Here is a 17,944-nt window from a genome sequence, read left to right on the forward strand (position 1 = left end):
CTCATCAACTTGAAAACTGCTGTAAATCAGTGAAATGAAATAATGTACCGAACACCAACTATCAAATTCGATCGCGGCACTCTCATTCTTCATCCTCCACCTCAAGGTAAAGCATGGGTAGACTATGCAACTTGGGATGACCGGGTGGAAAAATTTCGGGTTCGGGCAATAGATTATCGCCCTTTAGTAGAGTCATTAAAAGCAGCAAAAATCGATTTTGTTGACAAAGCTAAAGAATTTGCACCTCTCGAACTTATCCCTAGTTTGGAAATGCCTCCCTATCCGCACCAAGAGGCAGCATTGAAAGCTTGGAAACAGTCAGGCAGAAATGGAGTTGTGATTCTCCCTACTGCTTCGGGTAAAACATATTTGGCACAACTGGCAATGCAGGCCACTCCCCGCAGTACCCTGGTAGTAGTACCCACCCTAGATTTGATGCACCAGTGGTATGCGCATTTGAATGCAGCTTTTCCAGATGTGGAGGTGGGGTTACTGGGTGGGGGGTCTCGCGACAAAACACCAATTTTAGTAGCGACTTACGATAGTGCGACTATTCATGCTGAGGCGATCGGCAATAAATATGCTCTATTAGTTTTTGATGAATGTCACCACTTACCTACTGATTTTTATCGGGTAATTGCCGAATACGCGATCGCTCCTTATCGTCTCGGTCTCACCGCAACTCCTAGCCGTTCTGATGGTCGTCATTCTGACCTAGATTATTTAATTGGACCTACGGTTTTTAGCAAGACTCCTGAAGAATTGGCAGGTGCTGCTTTAGCTGACCATAAAATTGTGCAAATAATGGTTAAACTTTCTGCACAGGAGCGGGAAGAATATAACAAGTTAATGACAGTTAGAAATGACTTTTTAAAGCAGGCAAATATTAAGTTAGGTGGGTTAAATGGTTGGAAAAATTTTGTTATAGCAAGTGCCCGTTCCAAGGCTGGACGTCGAGCAATGTTAGCTCATCGTCAAGCTAAAGAAATTGCTCTTGGTACAGATGGAAAATTACGAACTCTTGCTAATTTATTGGCTCAACATTTTCCCGAACGGACTTTAATTTTTACGGCTGATAATACAACAGTTTATCGGATTTCCCATGAGTTTTTAATTCCGGCAATTACTCACCAAACTCCTGTGAAAGAAAGACATGAAGTTTTAAGTAAATTTAGAACTGGGGAATATAAAACTCTTGTTGCTTCTCATGTTTTAAATGAAGGTGTTGATGTGCCAGATGCGAGGGTAGCAATTATTTTATCTGGTACTGGAAGTGAACGAGAATATATTCAAAGATTGGGTCGAGTTTTACGTCGAGGTAGCGATAAAAATAAGTTAGCAATTTTGTATGAAGTTGTGACGGAAAATACCAGTGAAGAACAAACTTCTCGCAGACGTAGAGGTAAAATTAGACCGAAAAAATCTCCTAAATATCAAGAACAAGAAGAGGCTAAACCGGAAATTAAGCCGTTAGAAATTGTGAAACCAGAACCAATTTATGGAGTTAATAATTATGCTGCTAAACGTGCTGCTGAAGCAGGTGCAAAATGGGGAAGCAATGGAAAAAATGATGAAAATAATTTGGAAAATAAATCAAAAATAAAAGAGGATAAAAAATCTTCAGAAAATTCTGATGATGATATTAATATTGATGAGTTTTTCTGATTATTTAGAGGAAATAGGTCATTTCAGTTATCAGTTATCAGTACCTCTGCAATAAGGAGGCTTGAAATCTGAAATATTCCCTTTTTTATCCCCTTAAAAGGGGAGGCTTTATACCAATTTGATAAATGTTTGCTACAAATAGTTAGGCTATTTCTTAGGAGTCAGGAGTCAGGAGTCAGGAGTCAGGAGTCGTATAGGAATTGCTTCAATACCAATTTTTAGGTCGTAAATTCTCTTTTTCGTCAAAGAGAAATTTCCTGCAAAATCTTTTGATCGCACTTATTATTCGTAACATTCTTTTTTCAAATTGGTATTAGACCCAAATTTTTCTGTAATGAAGATTACAGCACTTTTTAGGAAGTGTGAGGTACAGTTTGAAAATTAATCTTTTTTTCCCTACTGTCTACTGCCTACTGCCTACTCCCTAAAGTCCTAAAATTTTGTACCTCATCAACTCCAAAACTGCTGTAATATCATATACTAATTCGGGTTTGCTGAAAAAGTCTTATGGGTGAGGGTAGGAGACAGGAGACAACCCACCCCCAACCCCTCCCAGGAGGGGAAGACAGGAGACAACCCACCCGCGCGCCCCTCCCAGGAGGGGAGACATGGGAATGAGCGAGGAGGTAGGAGCTAAGTTTTGTCCCAAGACTTTCTGCCCAACTATGAGCCTAAAATACTAACTGTTTGAGTGTGAAGAGCTGAAAACCAGGCACTTTTTAAAGGTCAAAAAAAGGCTAAAACCTTTATCTGTAAATACTTTTAGATTTAATCAGCAAGCCCTAATTCATTAACACCAAATTTTTGACAAGACGAAAACCAATGTGAGTAGTTCCCGTATCCGGTGACTGAGACTCCCGTGCAGCCGGACGGTATCGACTGCAATAGTTGGGCGCACAGAGGTGTGAACCACCCTTAATAACGTGTACCGCACCCTCACCAGGTTTTTTGGGGTCAAAACTTTCGGCTTGCTTGGGACCTTCTGGGTTAACGCTATGAGCCATATCCTTTCGTTCAACCCGATACCAGTCGGCAGTCCATTCCCAAACGTTACCCGTCATGTCATACAAACCGTAACCATTTGCCTTGAACGAACCAACGGGAGCAGTTCCCAAATAGCCATCCCCTTTGGTATTTACAAAGGGAAAAAATCCTTGCCAGGTGTTGGCTTTTTTGGCGGAATATTCTTTACCCCAGGTATAAGTAGATTCTTTTAAACCACCTCTGGCAGCGTATTCCCATTGAGCTTCCGTGGGAAGTTGTTTTCCTGCCCACTTGGCGTAAGCTAAGGCATCTTCGTAGGCAATATGAACAACGGGATAGTTTTCTTTCCCCCTAATATCGCTATCGGGGCCGTAGGGATGTTGCCAGTTTGCCCCCACAACCCAATGCCACCAACTCAGATAAGCCACTTGTTGAATGCCTTCTGCGGGAGGTTCAAAAACGAGAGAACCAGGCGATCGCTGTTCATCGGGTAAGTCAGGAAATTGTGATTTTGATAGAGGACGTTCGGCGATGGTAACGTAACCCGTATCTTCAACAAATTTGGTAAATTCGGCGTTGGTAATTTCGTGGGAGTCAATGCAAAATGAACTGACACTAACATCTTCAACAGGTAGTTCTTCAATAAATTCTGGTTTGTCCGACCCCATTTTGAAATCTCCTCCCGGAATGAATTCCATATTTGAGGGACAAGTTGAAGAGGTAACGGCAAATGCACTCGGACTAAAAATAGTAACAGTCAGAATAAAAATACTGAGAACAATTAGGAGTTTTTGAATATAATTTTGAGAATTATTGATCATTTGAGTTACAAAATCCTTTTTCTGAGGTAGAGAATAGCTTTGAACAGAGAAACTTCATTTATTTGATATGAGAGAAAGAGGATCGTGGCTTACCTTAGAGGATGTTTGAAAAGTATGAATTTTGATTTAGATCCCCTCCTGCTTGAAAAGCGGGGAAATACAAAGTCAAGTCCCCCTTATTAAGGGGGATTTAGGGAGATCGATGACTTCTAAAACAACCTCTTAGCCACGATCATTGAGAAAACTTAAATTACTGGCATACTATTCCAGCAGGAATATGCTACAGTTCACCGACTATCAATACTCTTCTATGAATATCTAGTCGAAGGAAGGCGAGAATAAAGGTAAAAAGTGAAGTGTTGAATCTTCAAGACCCACTTTCACCGTGTTAATCTTACCAGTGAAAGGGAAGGGTGCGTTATCGGCATAATCCAGCGACACGGGAGAACCCAAATCCGTTCCCACATCGAAGGTCTCACTGGCGCTAAAAGCACCAGGCACCGTGCGCTCAACCGTGGTACTAGCAACTTCAGTTCCATCGACCCGAATCACCACATTCGCTGGAGCAAGGGGTTCCAGACTGGTGAAAGTGGTTTCTACTTGAATCTCATGAGAACCGACTGCGATCGCTTCTTCGGTTTCAGCCTTGTAGCGATCCAACAACATCATGTTGTATTCGTACTTCAGCTTTCCGTCCTCCATGAAAAAGGTCAAGCCGCCACCGGAACCGCCGAGGGCATAGATAACCCCATTATCGTTGCCCTTGAGCTCGACATCGATCGTCACCGTATTGCTTTCGCGACCAAGACCTGGTGCAGTAAACTCAGGCATCCGAGTTGTGCTAGTATCAAAAGTCCAACTCGTATAAGGAGTTTCGACCCGATCTTCGGGATTAATGCGAGTCCAGAGACCGCCGCCAATGGGAAAGACCTTATTTGCTTCTGCTTCTTCTAAAAATAGTTGCTTCATCATCTCCAGAATCTCTGGCTTTTGGTCTGCAAGATCGTTCTGCTGCATAAAGTCCGTCGTCAGGTCGTATAATTCCCACACATCGTCGCGAGAATCCCAGTTTTCCAGATCAACGCCAGAGTTGAGATCCCAGGGGATCAGAGGACCAAACGTGCAGGCATACCAGCCATCGAAATAGATACCACGACTGCCGTTATTCTCAAAATACTGGATCTGCTTTTGACCTGGTGTCGTGGGATCGTCAAAGGTATAGGTCATGCTGGTGCCATCAAGCGGCTCCTGGATAAACCCATAGAACTCTTCCGGTGGAGTAATGTCGAGAATATCGTAAATAGTAGGGGCGATGTCGTTGACGTGATGGAACTGGGAACGGGGGGCGTAATCGTGGTCAATCCCATCAGGCCAAGAAATCACCAAGGGATTACGAGTGCCGCCGAAGTGGGAGGCAATTAGCTTGGTATAGCGGAACGGTGCATCTCCAGCCCAGGCCCAAGCTGCATTGTACATATTGTCCGTTTTTGCAGTTCCTAAAGCAGACAGACCCGAGGAATCTTCTTCGGTACCAAATTGGTCGCTGAGAGCTTGGAGTTGTTCATCTACGGTATTAGGAATCTGGTTCTGGGCGAGCAGTTCGCTGATGCTGCCATTTTGGCCTTCAGCACTCGCACCGTTGTCACCCCAAATGTAAAAGATTAGAGTGTTGTTGCGGATACCTTCCTCATCAAGTTCTTTAACGATCTTGCCAGCTTGGGTATCTACATCTTCTACAAAGGCAGCGTAAAGCTCCATCAAGCGAATTTGGAACTCCTGTTCATCCTCGTCTGTAATGTCAGCCCAAGCAGTCATCCCTTCAGGGCGTGGGGTATCCACGGCATCAGCAGCCAGGGGCAACCAATCTAATGCTTTCTGGTTCTCAAAGGTGCGGGCACGCAAGGCATCCCAACCATCGTCAAACTGACCGTCATATTCATCGGCTAACTCGCTGAAGATGTGATGGGGACCGTGGGCAGCACCGGGAGCCCAGTAGAGAAAGAAGGGCTTGTCAGGAGTATACGCTTGGCGTTGGCGCAGCCAGGTAATAGCCTGATTCGCCATGTCTTCACTTAAATGATATGGACTTCCATCCGGGAACTCGTGGGGAGGTTCGATCGCGGTGGTGTTTTCAAACAGGCGTGGCTCATATTGGGAGGTTTCTCCGGCCAGAAAGCCATAGAAATAGTCAAAGCCATAGCCAGTAGGCCAGCGATCGAAAGGTCCCATTTTGGTGGTTTCAGTGGCAGGGGTGTTATGCCATTTCCCAAAGGCGGCAGTCTTGTAACCATATTCCCGCAATACTGCTGGCAGTGTCGCTGTCGTTTCAGGAATGACACCGAGGTAACCATCCCAATCCAGTGCCCGTTCTGTAATGGTGCCGGAGTGAACTCGTTGGTGATTGCGTCCGGTCAAGAGGGCAGCACGAGTGGGAGAACAGATGGAAGTAGTATGGAAGGTGTTGTAGGCAATTCCTTCCTCCCAGAGCCGTTTAATGGTGGGGGCGTGAATTTCCCCCCCAAAGGCTTCAGCTTGCCCAAATCCCACATCATCCAGGAGGATAATCAAGATATTTGGGGCATCGGCGGGTAGATAGTTCGGTTCTTCCCGTCGGTTCATCTCGGAGTCTTGTAGGGTCTCATTGGCGGTACTCGCGGAAGGCACAGGAGGAAAGGGTAAGGCGGTGCCATTAGCAGTCTGCGCTAAGACTGGGGGAGTGATACTCCCGAATAGGAGAGATGTGGCGATCACAAACGCCACGACGCCTCTCAAAGTTCGGTGCAAAAAACCGTTAAAAAACATAGATAAAACCTCGTAAAAGGGGTTAACACAATCTCAGGCCGCATCGGGTGAACTCTCAAAAGGTGTGGGAGAGCTTTTTTGAGTAATGAGTAATGAGTGAAGAAACTTTTGTCAAATCCTCCTCCCTCGCCTCCTACCTCCTCCCTTGCCTCGGAGCCTCCTGCCTCGGAGCCTCCAGCAAGAGTGTTTATTAAGAGCCACTGTAAATTTCGTTCACCCGGCCGCATCCCAAAACACAATCTGGCCTTGGGATAGCCTGTAGAGTCCCGATCGCTTGTTCGGAACCCTACAGTCTTAACAGTTCATCGACTATCAATACTCTTCTAGGAACTTCTAGTCTAATAAACCTGGTAATTCAGGTAAAAAGTGAGCTTCTTGTGAATTTGCCAGTTCCACTTTCACCGTGTTAATAATGCCATTGAAGGAGAAGGGCGCGTTATCGGCATAATCCAAGGAAACAGAAGAACCCAAATCCATGCCAACATCAAAGGTCTCACTGGCGGTAAAAGCTCCAGGCACCGTGCGCTCAACCGTGGTACTAGCAACTTCAGTTCCATCAACCTTAATCACCACATTCGCTGGAGCAAGGGGTTCCAGGCTAGTGAAGGTAGTTTTCACTTCAATGGTGTGGTTACCGGAAGGGATCACTGCGGATTCAGCCTTGTAGCGATCCAACAACATCATGTTGTATTCGTACTTCAGCTTTCCGTCCTCCATGAAAAAGGTCAAGCCGCCACCGGAACCGCCGAGGGCATAGATAACCCCATTATCGTTGCCATTGAGATCGACATCGATCGTCACCGTATTGCTTTCGCGACCAAGACCGGGTGCGGTAAATTCCGGCATCCGAGTTGTGCTAGTATCAAAAGTCCAACTCGTATAAGGAGTTGCGACCCGATCTTCGGGATTAATGCGAGTCCAGAGACCGCCGCCAATGGGAAAGACCTTATTTGCTTCTGCTTCTTCTAAAAATAGTTGCTTCATTATCTCCAGAATTTCTGGCTCTTCGGCTGCAAGGTCGTTCTGTTGTGTGAAGTCCGTCGTCAGATCGTATAATTCCCACACATCTTCGCGAGAATCCCAATTTGCTAAATCTTCGCTAGAGGCAGTTTCCCAAGGACTCAGAGGACCAAACGCGGAGGCAAACCAGCCATCGAAATAGATACCACGACTTCCAAAGTTATCAAAATACTGGATCGTTTTTTGGTCGGGAGCATCCGGATCGTCGAAGGTGTATTCCATACTGACACCATCAATCGGATCTTGGATAAAGCCATAGAACTCCTCTGGTGGAGTAATGTCCAAGATATCGTAAATGGTGGGGGCGATGTCGTTGACGTGATGGAACTGGGAACGGACGTTGGCGGTATTGGGGTCGTGGCTAATCTTAGCAGGCCAAGATATCACGAGAGGATTGCGAGTACCGCCAAAGTGAGAAGCAAGCAGCTTAGTATAGCGGAATGGTGCATCGCCAGCCCAAGACCAAGCGGCATTGTGCATATTGTCCGTTTTTGAAGTTCCCAAAGCAGACAGACCCGAGGGATCTTCTTCGGTGCCAAATTGCGTTTCGAGGGCTAGCATTTGTTCTGCTACGGTATTGGGAATCTGGTTCTGGCCCAGCAATTCGCTGATGGTGCCATTTATGCCTCCAGCACTGCCACCGTTGTCGCCCCAAATGTAAAAGATCAGGGTGTTGTCTCGAATGCCTTCCTCATCAAGTTCTGTAACGATCTTGCCCGCTTGGGTATCTACATCCTCGACAAAGGCAGCGTAAAGCTCCATTAAACGGGTTTGGAAATCCCGTTCGTCGTCGGGAATTTCAGTCCAAGCCTCCATCCCCTCCGGTCGAGGGGTATCGACGGCATCGGCTGCTAAGGGAAGCCACTCGAAACCTTTCTGGCGCTCAAAGGTGCGGGCGCGCAAGGCATCCCAGCCATCGTCAAACTGACCCTTATATTTCACGGTTGCCTCGTCGAAGATGTGATGGGGACCGTGGGCGGCACCGGGAGTCCAGTACATAAAGAAGGGCTTGTCGGGGCTATATGATCGGTGGTTGCGCAGCCATGTAATCGCTTGATTTGCCAGATCTTCACTTAAATGGTAAGGCTCTCCATTAGGAAGCTCGTGGGGAGGTTCGATCGCATTGGTATTTTCAAACAAGCGCGGCTCGTATTGGGAGGTTTCTCCGGCAAGAAAGCCATAGAAATAGTCAAAGCCATGACCAGTAGGCCAGCGATCAAAGGGTCCCATTTTGCTGGTTTCATTGGCGGGGGTGTTGTGCCATTTCCCAAAGGCTGCGGTTTTGTAACCATATTCCCGCAATACTTCTGGCAGTGTTGCTGTTGTTTTGGGAATGGTGCCCATATAACCATCCCAATCTAGTGCCCGTTCGGTAATAGTGCCGGTGTGTGCATTGTGGTGGTTGCGTCCAGTCAACAAGGCGGCACGAGTCGGCGAGCAGACAGCAGTGGTGTGAAAGGTATTGTAGGCAATTCCTTCATTCCACAGGCGTTGAATGGTGGGGGCGTGAATTTCCCCTCCAAAGGCTTCAGCTTCCCCGAAGCCCACATCATCGAGAAGGATAATCAGGATATTTGGAGCATCGTCGGGGAGATACTTTGGTTCTTCCCGTCGGATCATCTCGGAGTCTTGTAGGGTCTCATTGGCGGTACTCGCGGAAGGTACGGGAGGGAAGGGGAGAGAGGTACCATCGGCAGTTTGTGCCAAGACAGGGGGAGTAATACTTCCCAATAGGAGGGAGGTGGCGATCGCTACCGCCACTACTCCTTTCAAAATTCGGTGCAAAAGACCGTGAAAAAACATAGATAAAACCTCATAAAAGGGGTTAACACGCATCTCAGGCTGCATCCCAAAACACTATCTAGCCTTGGGATGAGCTCTAGAGTACCGATCGCTTGATCGGAACCCTACAGCCTTGGCTGAATTAAAGACGCAATAGTTCATCAACCAATGGGTTTCATCAGTGACATCAAGAGAGCTATACTCAATAAATTTTTACCCTGCCTACTGTTAAGTTTTTGTCCCGTCTTAAGTTGGCAGCCTACTTTTTGATTAAAATTTAGGCATCAATTTCCTGAGCTTCAAGAGGATAAGTACCTTCTGCATCATGCTTTTCTTTCCCATACAATGGCGGATTAAAAACACAAGCGAAGCGCATTGTAGTTTTAGCTCGTAGAATATGCTGATCATGCTGATTTAAAGCATAAAGAGTCCCAGAAGTAATAGGATATATGCTGCCATCCTCAAGAGATTCCACTTCTCCTTCACCCTCTAAACAAAACACAGCTTCCCAATGATTGCGATACCACATGCGGGTTTCCGTATTTGGGTAGATAGTAGTGATATGAAAGGAGAATCCCATACCGTCTGCTTTCAACAGCAAGCGAGTACTTTCCCAAGTTTCGCTCACAACACGTCTCTCTGTCTGTTCACATTGATTAAGAGTACGAACGATCATAATTTATGCTCCTAAAATGATTGATTTTCTAGAATATTTACCATGCATGATTTCGTTGATGCTATCTTCGAGAATATTGAGTCCCAACGCTAATTCCCGTTCGGAAATTGTTAACGCTGAGAGACACTTAATCACCTGTCCTTGTCTACCAGCAGTTTCGATTACTAACCCTTTTTCAAAGGCTTTTTGCATTATTTTACGGGCTAGGTCACCATCTTGACAATCCAAGGCTTGGATCATCCCTCGTCCCCTTACAGAAAAAATATCTTCCCAGTTATTTTTTACTATGTTTTTTAAGCCGGTATGCAATATTGTTCCTTTGTCTCTGACAGAATCAGAAAAATGAGTATCTTGCCAATAGATTTCTATGGCTTCTTTAGCAGTAACAAAGGCTAAATTATTACCTCGAAAAGTTCCGTTGTGTTGTCCTGGTTTCCACTGATCTAATTCCGGTCGTATGAGTACCAGTGAAAAGGGAAGTCCATAACCACTTAAGGATTTGGAGAGAAGAACGATGTCAGGAGAAATTCCCGCTTCTTCAAAACTAAAGAATGAACCAGTTCTGCCACATCCTACTTGAATGTCATCAATAATTAAGAAGACATTATGCTTCCTACATACTTTTTCTAAAGCTTGCAACCAGGCAAAGCTTGCTACATTGACTCCCCCTTCCCCCTGAACTGTTTCCACGATCACCGCCGCTGGAAGATTTACGCCACTGCTTGTATCGGAAAGAACCTGATCCAAGTATTCTGCTGTATTAACTTGAGAGCCAAGGTATCCGTCGTAGGGCATAAAATTCACCCCGGTTGTAAGAATTCCGGAAGCTTCCCGATAGTAGGCATTGGCTGTTGCCGCCAAAGAACCAAGAGTTACCCCGTGAAAACCTCCGGAAAAAGCAATAATATTTTTCCTTCCTGTTGTGTTACGGACAATTTTCAAAGCAGCCTCGACAGCATTGGTTCCTGTTGGTCCAGGAAACTGCACTTTATATTTTAATTGTCTGGGTTTGAGAATTATAGATTCAAAGGTTTCAAGAAATTTCTGTTTGGCTCCACTCATCATATCGAGACTGTGGACAATCCCATCTCTGTTTATATAATCCAATAGTCGTTCTTTTAGTTTTGGATTATTATGACCGTAATTTAATGTGCCTGCTCCGCTAAAAAAATCGATGTACTTAATCCCTTCTTGATCTTCGAGAATAGACCCCTGTGCTTTCTCGAACACTGTAGGAAATGAACGGCAGTAGCTTCTTACATTCGATTCCAATCGATTAAAAATTTTCATGATTTTATTCACTTGTAGATAGGGCAATGGGTAATATAAAATCCGGTTGAACAGTCGTCATTGCGACGATAGGAAGCAATCTCATGGATGCGCGGAGATTGCTTCCTTCCACGCAGTGACCGTCGCAATGACTTGGGTATATTAATTATCCGGATTTGATATAAAATAATTTTCATTTTTAAACTTTTCTAATAATTTAATGAAAAAAGATTGTTCATAACTTTGGTTAGAGATAATCTGTTCTATACAATCCATATTAAAGCTAGCTATCTTGACAACCGAGATACCTTGTGAATTTAAGTATCGCTGTATAGACTGGTTAACTTCTTCCCCCAAAAACTACATGAATAACTCAGAAGCTAACTTCACTTCGTATAAATTTTCCCATTGATGATAGTTGGATAGAGAATCACAAAAATCAACTTGTCCTACTTTTTTAATTTCTAAACCATTTTTATCAACGGCTTTTGAAATAGCACTAAAACTCTGGTAATTGTCTGGAGCAATAGAAACATGAAGAACATGACATTCCTTATCTATAGCGACTTTTATAGCTTGTTCAAAGAGGAATCCACCTAAATTTTGACCTCGGTAAGCAGGAGCGATCGCCAACTGCCAAACGTAAAATATTTTCCCTCCCTCGTCAATGATTCCTGAAATGAAACCAATAATTTCTCCATCTTTTTCCAAAATGAAGCAAAGACCTGCAAAATACTTGAATAACACCCAGTAACTAAATGGAGTATGGTAATCAAGATTCTCGATCGTATGGATAAATTGACGAATCGCGTCAACATCGCGTTCTTGACAATTTCTGATTGTAATAGTCATGCCAAGTTTTTCCCCAAGTATGATTTTATGTTAATTAATATTCGCCAAGCTGTTGACGCTGCATTTCAGTATTTGTATATATACCAGCGCGAAGCGCTTGGTGTTGAAAAAAGGGAAAATTCCTTGCCAAGTATTAGCCTTTTTCGCAGAGTATTGCTTTCAAATCCCGGCTACAGTGAGCCGGGAGATTCACCTAATCGCTATCCTGTTTAAATCTATGCCTGAAAAAAACCTCAAAAGTTAGTTGTTAGACTCAGGTAAATAATTTTGAGAGGTAGCGTCAAGTGTTACGCCGAACGAGCAATATCTAGTAGTTATCCGGCAATAGTGGTATTTGGTCTATTAGGGTGTCATCGTCATCCTCTAGCTCCCAATAATCGTAGATTTACTTCATCTACTTAGTTGAATAACGTTTCTCAACCTGCTGAATGATTGTGTCCCAAAAATCTTCTTGAGCCACATTTTCAATAGGTTGGGCAGGCAAGGGTGTGGGTTTGTCCGGCCATGGCAATACAGGTATTTGGTCTATTGGGGTGTCATCCTCTACCTCCCAATAATCGTCATCGAAATTGGTTTGCCCCTGAGCCTCAAAATCCAGGAAATAAGGCTGGGTTTTGAGCCACTCGCTGAATTTCTGCTCTTTTGCGTAGGCAACAAGCCGCGCTTCGAGATATTCCACGATATCTGGATGCTGCCAAGCAACATTGTTCTGCTCCTTCTTGTCCTGAGATAGATCGAATAGCTCGGTCTTACCAGGAAGAGTTGCGTACTTGATCAGCTTCCAATTGCCTTTGCGAATAGCCCCGCGATATGCCTCGACATTGATCAAAATGTCCTCATGGGGTGAGAGAGCCCCTTCCGCAATGGTCGCCCATGCGTTTTTCCCGTCAAAAGGATGACCGGGACTGCCCTCAACACCGGCAAGAGCCAGTAGAGTAGGCATGATATCTACATGATGTAGAGGTTCGTTCACCTTTTTTTTCTGGAATTGGGCTGCTGGCCAGTTTACTATAGCAGGTACACGGACTCCGCCCTCGTAAAGGGTCATCTTACCACCACGGAAAGGCGCGTTAGAAGCTGGCGGTTCCTCTGCATGGTCGCCGCCACCTGGTGCGGAGAATTTTGTTTGCTTAATGCCACCGTTGTCGGTAGAGAAGTAGATCAGCGTGTTCTCTCGCATACCTTCCTCTTCGAGAGCATCCAGCATATAACCAACCTGCTTGTCGAGACTGGTGATCATCGCTGCGTAGGTGCGCATATCCAGATTCTCATCACCCGGAAACAGATCATCAGCCTCATAATATTCGACATCTTCATCGGGGGCTTGCAATGGAGTGTGGGGGGCGAGGGAAGAGAAATAGAGGAAAAACGGTTTAGACTCGTCGTGTTGCTTGATTAGCTTGACAGCTTCGTCCCCAATCAAATCGGTGTAGTAGCCATCTTCGGGTGCTACAATGTCTAACTTTTCACCGTTGCGCTGCCAGTCAACTACACCTGCACGCTCCTTGGTATTATAATCTACCTCACCTACAACGTTGCCATAGAAGTGGTCAAAGCCACGATTATTAGGCCAATAATACCGCTCGGCGTGGCCGAGGTGCCATTTGCCGACCATTGCCGTTTCGTAACCAGCTCCTTTAAGAGCTTCAGCTAAAGTCACCTCATCCAGAGGCAATCCGTAGTCGTGTCCGGGGAAGATAACATTAGTCTGCAAGCCGTAGCGCATGGGGTGACGCCCTGTCAACAGTGCTGCTCGTGCTTGAGTGCATAGGGGTAATTAACAGCTTGACATAATCTATGATTATCTAGTATAATCTATGATTATCTGTATTTGATTTTATGCTACTTGGATTCAAAACTGAACTACATCCCACAAAAGTGCAAAAAACCTTACTGGCTAAACACGCTGGTGTAGCCCGTCATGCCTGGAACTGGGGATTGTGGCTGACCAAAAACATATTGAATCACAATTCAAATAATCCTGATAGTAAACTTAAATTTCCTACTGCAATTGACCTGCATAAACTTTTAGTAGCAATGGTTAAACCGAAAAACTTCTGGTATTACGAGGTTTCTAAAACAGCACCTCAATATGCTTTGAGATATTTATCATCAGCCTGGAAACGCTGCTTTACCAAAGTGTCGGGAATGCCTAAATTCAAGAAAAAAGGTAGGGATGATAGTTTCACTCTAGATGGATCAATATCAGTAGGTTTTGATCGCATAAAATTACCGAGAATTGGATGGATTAAAACTTATGAAATCTTGCCAGATAATGTTACTCCTAAATCTGTAACTATAACTAAAAAAGTTAATAGATGGTTTGTTAGCTTCAAGATAGAAACAGAAACTCAAATTACTGAGAAATCAATAGATGTAGTTGGTGTAGATTTAGGTGTAAAATCTCTAGCTACCTTATCCACTGGTGAGGTTTTTGTTGGTGCTAAATCCTACAAAAAGTTAGAAGCTAAACTCTCACGAGAGCAATACCTAAACAGACATAAAACCAAATTTTCCAATAACTGGAAAAAAGCACAGCTAAAAATAGCTAGACTACACACAAAGGTAGCCAATATCAGGAAAGATACATTGCATAAACTAACTACTTATTTGGCTAAAAACCACAGCCAAATAGTAATAGAAGACTTAAATGTATCAGGTATGATGTCAAATCACAAGCTAGCCAAGGCTGTTGCTGATATGGGGTTCTATGAGTTTCGTAGACAGTTAGAGTACAAGTGTGAGTTATATGGTTCTGAGTTAATCATTGTTGATAGATGGTTTCCTAGTTCTAAAACTTGCAGTAGGTGTGGAACTGTTAAAGAGTCTCTGTCTTTATCAGAGCGCGTTTTCAATTGCGAACACTGCAATTTTAGTTGCGATCGAGATTTGAATGCTAGTTTAAATCTAGCTATGGCGGTCAGTTCGACCGTGACAGTTTGTGGACTGGATAACGCAGACGTTGCCAGAATGAAGCAAAAATAGAACAGATAATCATAGATTTCTATAGATTATCATAGGTTTCTAAGAACGGCAAACCGTAGTATGATTCCAACTTCACACCTTCATTCGCAAGCTTGTCGATATTCGGTGTCTTGATCTTGCTGCCTTGATAGCCTAGATCGGCATAACCCAGGTCATCTGCCAAAATCACAATGATATTAGGCTGAGGCGCTTCGGTCTTGGGCAGAGGATTGGGGACAAAAGGAGGCAAGGTCCCCAATGCCAGAGCATTGGGGACAAAAGGAGGCAAGGTCATGATGGCCAAAGCCATGACTGCCAAAATAAAACGTCGTAAGATCCAGTTCATAATGGTTTTAAATCCCATAGATAAAATCTAATTTTGACATCTCCAGGGGTTGAAACACCCTGGATTCTGTAGTAAATCTACCGCAAATGAGACGGGGCGTAAAAATGTGCGGAATTTACTTCCGCACGCAGCCCCTCATAAATCCACATTTGCTTAAGCCTGTCAACAGACTCCTAAACTCCTCGGCATAGACCAAAATCTAGCTGTGAGTTTACTTTTTGATTAGCTTTCACGAGTGGTTTTACTCAAGATGTTGGAGCAATAAATCGCTGCTTTAGCTGCCTGCTTGCTTTCAGCCGTCGTAGGAAATCAAGTCCCCGTCTCCTGTCCGCCGGAATTTCACCGCACTAGCTAAAGGTAATGGCGACAAACCTTGTTCTTACTTGCTATTTCTAGTATGCCAGGCTTTTACTCCGGGTTAAAACCCGCGTGTCGTTATTCAACCAGGGGATAAATCCGCCTGGCTAACTTCCTCCCGTTATTTTTTTAGGTTTGTTGTTTGAATTGAAAAAAGCAGAACATCTTTGAAGTTGATAGAGCGATCGCCTGACTATATTTCCAGGCGAAACTCAAAACTCAATTGAGAATGCCAACTCGCGAGTCCGAGACAGCAGTATCTGTCAGTCGGGATAGAGTCTTATTTGCTTCCTCAGAACCCTATCACTTTGACTGAATTGAACACCGTACGAATAAAACTGTAGAAAATCGTGACAGTTAAATTCTTAATATTGGATTAACCAATACTGGCTGTACGGCACAGCTCACTATTCCCATCCTCCGGAATGCTACGCAAACGGCAGTAAAAGCCCCTGGGAATTTCTTTCTAATTATCTGAATACTGCCATTAATATCGGCATTAATCACCTTGCCAGTTGAACTTCTGAACAAACCGCGCTTGACTCGCTTTCCTGCATAGTTTTGATGCTGACAAGGTGTTTCTAAGTCTCAAGTCATATAGCAGTCGAAGCAAAGGTTAGGACACATCAAAAGTCTAAAACCCAGATAAAGCCAGATTTTTCCTTCTGCCTTCTGTCCTCTGCTTTCTGCCTTTTGCTATACCCACTGCGTAGGACAACAGAGTAATCCAAAGACTTAAAGATTAGTTTAGTGGTAGTCTAGATGTTTGAATAATCAAAAATCCCAACTTTTTAAAGTATAGAAATTAAATAACTAATTTAGATATAATATAACTTATACTTATGAATAGTTGGTTTGATTATTTGGCGTTGCTGATTCTGGGTATGATTTTGCCCCCCGAGCAAGCCAAAATTGGGGGGAATAAAACTCTAAAAGTCCCCCTTGATCCCCCTCCCGTCCCCCTTGGAAATCCCCCTCCCGTCCCCCTTAGAAAGGGGGAAGCCAGAGGATGCTTCGCTTTTCAACGATGGGAAGCCAGATGTTGCTGCGCTTTTTGTTGAACGGGGGATGCGCGGGGGCTTTACCAGAACCAAACAATCGCACATTCATACTTCAATTCAGCAACGCCGATTATTTTTTATAAATGCTTATGTAAACAGAAAGTTTGTCGATGGATATAAACAATAGTAAAACTAACCAAACTACTAAAGGTACTCCTAAAACAGGTAATCAGAAGATTCTCTCGAAATCCTTTACAGATGTGGATAATTTCAATGATTTTTTGAGCCTTCGCAGGCGGGAAATTACACAACTAACTTGTGGTGATCTTCAAGCTGAGTTTTTGTCAATTCAGGTTGGTGATATATATTTCCTTTTTCGTCAAGTGAATCAAGGGATTCAAGCTTTCGGTGAAGGTTTGAAGGAACACCTAGGTTTTGGGATATCCTGTGTTGAGAATGATGAGGGGTTGTACTCCCACCGTAGGTTTATCGATCCTCAAAGAACTATTTTTGGTTTCAATGGAATGGGAGCAGACCTAATAGTTCCTAAAGGTGGAGCGATGATAAACGTTCTAATTCCTAAGAAAACTTTTCATGCTTATGCAGAACAACTACAACGCTACGATCTCGATGATAGTTTCCTGAGTAAAAATCATGTGAATTTGCTACCAACTGGGATGAAAGAAATTAAAGATTATCTAAAACAACTTTTTTGGTTAGCAGTACAGAAACCTACTTGGTTACAAAAACCCCACATTGAAAAACTCGTTACCGATGATTTCGTTCCTTTGTTGATTAGTAAGATTCCCATTAAGTTAAATTCTAAGTGCTTCGTCAAACCTTCCCGAAGAGAAAAGTTGATTGCCCAAGCGGAGCAACAGATGTTAGCACACTTGGAAAAACCTCTGACTTTAAAACAACTAGCTCAAAATTTAGGATCTAGCAGTTCTGCCTTATTGTATGGTTTTCAGGACTTATTTGGCATAAGTCCGATGCGCTATCTCAAGATACTACGACTTAATGCAGTGCGAGAACACCTGAAGGCAAGGGAAGCAGAAAATTGCACTATAGCTACCCTCGCTAGTCAATTTGGGTTCTACAGTCCATGTCATTTTACTAGAGATTACAAAACCATGTTTGGGGAGTTGCCTTCAGAGACTTTAGCAAAACACTACAAAAGTTAGCTTACATTACTGATATTAAATCCGGTAGCATGAGTATAAAATCTTTTGAAGGTAGGAGTCAGGAGGACTGAGTCAGGAATGTTAAATAATTTCCTATAGAAGCCCTGAGCGTATCTTTGCAAAGTGGCATAGGAGGACCTCCTCAGGAGGACCTCCTCAGGAGATCGAGAATATAGAATAGGGGAAAAAGGTAGAATCTAGGTCCCCAAGCTTCACAATTT

Annotated in this window: 12 protein-coding genes and 1 pseudogene; 5 read left to right on the plus strand and 8 right to left on the minus strand. The window is 43.8% G+C overall.

What is annotated here, in order from left to right; genetic code table 11:
• Nucleotides 1-42 precede the first annotated feature (42 nt).
• Nucleotides 43-1,665 (plus strand): DEAD/DEAH box helicase, encoded by a 1,623-nt coding sequence (locus F6K18_RS16060; protein ID WP_287522167.1) that lies wholly within the window; start codon nucleotides 43-45, stop codon nucleotides 1,663-1,665.
• 782 nt (nucleotides 1,666-2,447) lie between these two features.
• Here the strand turns inward: F6K18_RS16060 and F6K18_RS16065 are convergent.
• The 6 genes from F6K18_RS16065 to F6K18_RS16090 form a co-directional block, all read right to left on the minus strand.
• Nucleotides 2,448-3,470: a formylglycine-generating enzyme family protein gene (locus tag F6K18_RS16065; RefSeq protein WP_287522169.1), complete on the minus strand. Its 1,023-nt coding sequence runs from the start codon at nucleotides 3,468-3,470 to the stop codon at nucleotides 2,448-2,450.
• A 318-nt stretch (nucleotides 3,471-3,788) separates the two neighbouring features.
• The gene (locus tag F6K18_RS16070; RefSeq protein ID WP_287522170.1) at nucleotides 3,789-6,089 is read right to left on the minus strand and encodes an arylsulfatase; all 2,301 of its coding nucleotides are present in this window, start codon (nucleotides 6,087-6,089) and stop codon (nucleotides 3,789-3,791) included.
• A gap of 516 nt (nucleotides 6,090-6,605) precedes the next feature.
• Nucleotides 6,606-9,128 (minus strand): arylsulfatase, encoded by a 2,523-nt coding sequence (locus F6K18_RS16075; protein ID WP_287522171.1) that lies wholly within the window; start codon nucleotides 9,126-9,128, stop codon nucleotides 6,606-6,608.
• A gap of 223 nt (nucleotides 9,129-9,351) precedes the next feature.
• Complete coding sequence (locus F6K18_RS16080) at nucleotides 9,352-9,750, minus strand: ectoine synthase (protein ID WP_287522172.1); 399 nt, start codon at nucleotides 9,748-9,750, stop codon at nucleotides 9,352-9,354.
• A 3-nt stretch (nucleotides 9,751-9,753) separates the two neighbouring features.
• The gene (ectB, locus tag F6K18_RS16085; protein ID WP_287522173.1) at nucleotides 9,754-11,040 is read right to left on the minus strand and encodes a diaminobutyrate--2-oxoglutarate transaminase; all 1,287 of its coding nucleotides are present in this window, start codon (nucleotides 11,038-11,040) and stop codon (nucleotides 9,754-9,756) included.
• A 339-nt stretch (nucleotides 11,041-11,379) separates the two neighbouring features.
• Nucleotides 11,380-11,871, minus strand: a complete 492-nt coding sequence (locus F6K18_RS16090; RefSeq protein WP_287522174.1) for a GNAT family N-acetyltransferase — start codon at nucleotides 11,869-11,871, stop codon at nucleotides 11,380-11,382.
• Between the two features lie 27 nt (nucleotides 11,872-11,898).
• Between F6K18_RS16090 and F6K18_RS16095 the strand changes: the two genes are divergently transcribed.
• Nucleotides 11,899-12,084 (plus strand): hypothetical protein, encoded by a 186-nt coding sequence (locus tag F6K18_RS16095; RefSeq protein WP_287522175.1) that lies wholly within the window; start codon nucleotides 11,899-11,901, stop codon nucleotides 12,082-12,084.
• Between the two features lie 54 nt (nucleotides 12,085-12,138).
• Complete coding sequence (locus tag F6K18_RS16100; RefSeq protein WP_287522176.1) at nucleotides 12,139-12,273, plus strand: hypothetical protein; 135 nt, start codon at nucleotides 12,139-12,141, stop codon at nucleotides 12,271-12,273.
• Here the strand turns inward: F6K18_RS16100 and F6K18_RS16105 are convergent.
• Nucleotides 12,266-13,633 (minus strand): annotated as a pseudogene (locus tag F6K18_RS16105) (arylsulfatase); the annotation flags it as partial. The gene F6K18_RS16100 and the pseudogene F6K18_RS16105 sit on opposite strands and share 8 nt — an antisense overlap.
• Nucleotides 13,634-13,710: 77 nt before the next feature.
• On the opposite strand from F6K18_RS16105, the gene F6K18_RS16110 reads away from it, so the two are divergent.
• Entirely contained in the window at nucleotides 13,711-14,856 is a 1,146-nt protein-coding gene (locus F6K18_RS16110; protein WP_287522178.1) for an RNA-guided endonuclease TnpB family protein, read from the plus strand.
• A 19-nt stretch (nucleotides 14,857-14,875) separates the two neighbouring features.
• On the opposite strand, the gene F6K18_RS16115 is transcribed toward F6K18_RS16110, so the two are convergent.
• Nucleotides 14,876-15,199 carry a sulfatase-like hydrolase/transferase gene (locus tag F6K18_RS16115; RefSeq protein ID WP_287522179.1) on the minus strand — a complete coding sequence of 108 codons (324 nt, stop codon included), beginning with the start codon at nucleotides 15,197-15,199 and terminating at the stop codon, nucleotides 14,876-14,878.
• A 1,510-nt stretch (nucleotides 15,200-16,709) separates the two neighbouring features.
• Here F6K18_RS16115 and F6K18_RS16120 point away from each other — a divergent pair.
• On the plus strand, nucleotides 16,710-17,723 hold the full coding sequence (locus F6K18_RS16120) for an AraC family transcriptional regulator (RefSeq protein ID WP_287522180.1): 1,014 nt from the start codon (nucleotides 16,710-16,712) through the stop codon (nucleotides 17,721-17,723).
• Nucleotides 17,724-17,944: the final 221 nt, after the last annotated feature.

The organism is Okeania sp. SIO2C2 (genome assembly GCF_010692625.1).
Classification (GTDB): domain Bacteria; phylum Cyanobacteriota; class Cyanobacteriia; order Cyanobacteriales; family Microcoleaceae; genus Okeania; species Okeania hirsuta.

Bases quoted from the DNA above. Each gene is read 5' to 3' on its own strand.
- F6K18_RS16060 (WP_287522167.1), top strand. From the start codon at position 43: ATGTACCGAACACCAACTATCAAATTCGATCGCGGCACTCTCATTCTT.
- F6K18_RS16065 (WP_287522169.1), bottom strand. From the start codon at position 3,470: ATGATCAATAATTCTCAAAATTATATTCAAAAACTCCTAATTGTTCTC.
- F6K18_RS16070 (WP_287522170.1), bottom strand. From the start codon at position 6,089: ATGAACCGACGGGAAGAACCGAACTATCTACCCGCCGATGCCCCAAAT.
- F6K18_RS16075 (WP_287522171.1), bottom strand. From the start codon at position 9,128: ATGCGTGTTAACCCCTTTTATGAGGTTTTATCTATGTTTTTTCACGGT.
- F6K18_RS16080 (WP_287522172.1), bottom strand. From the start codon at position 9,750: ATGATCGTTCGTACTCTTAATCAATGTGAACAGACAGAGAGACGTGTT.
- ectB (WP_287522173.1), bottom strand. From the start codon at position 11,040: ATGAAAATTTTTAATCGATTGGAATCGAATGTAAGAAGCTACTGCCGT.
- F6K18_RS16090 (WP_287522174.1), bottom strand. From the start codon at position 11,871: ATGACTATTACAATCAGAAATTGTCAAGAACGCGATGTTGACGCGATT.
- F6K18_RS16095 (WP_287522175.1), top strand. From the start codon at position 11,899: ATGTTAATTAATATTCGCCAAGCTGTTGACGCTGCATTTCAGTATTTG.
- F6K18_RS16110 (WP_287522178.1), top strand. From the start codon at position 13,711: ATGCTACTTGGATTCAAAACTGAACTACATCCCACAAAAGTGCAAAAA.
- F6K18_RS16115 (WP_287522179.1), bottom strand. From the start codon at position 15,199: ATGGGATTTAAAACCATTATGAACTGGATCTTACGACGTTTTATTTTG.
- F6K18_RS16120 (WP_287522180.1), top strand. From the start codon at position 16,710: ATGGATATAAACAATAGTAAAACTAACCAAACTACTAAAGGTACTCCT.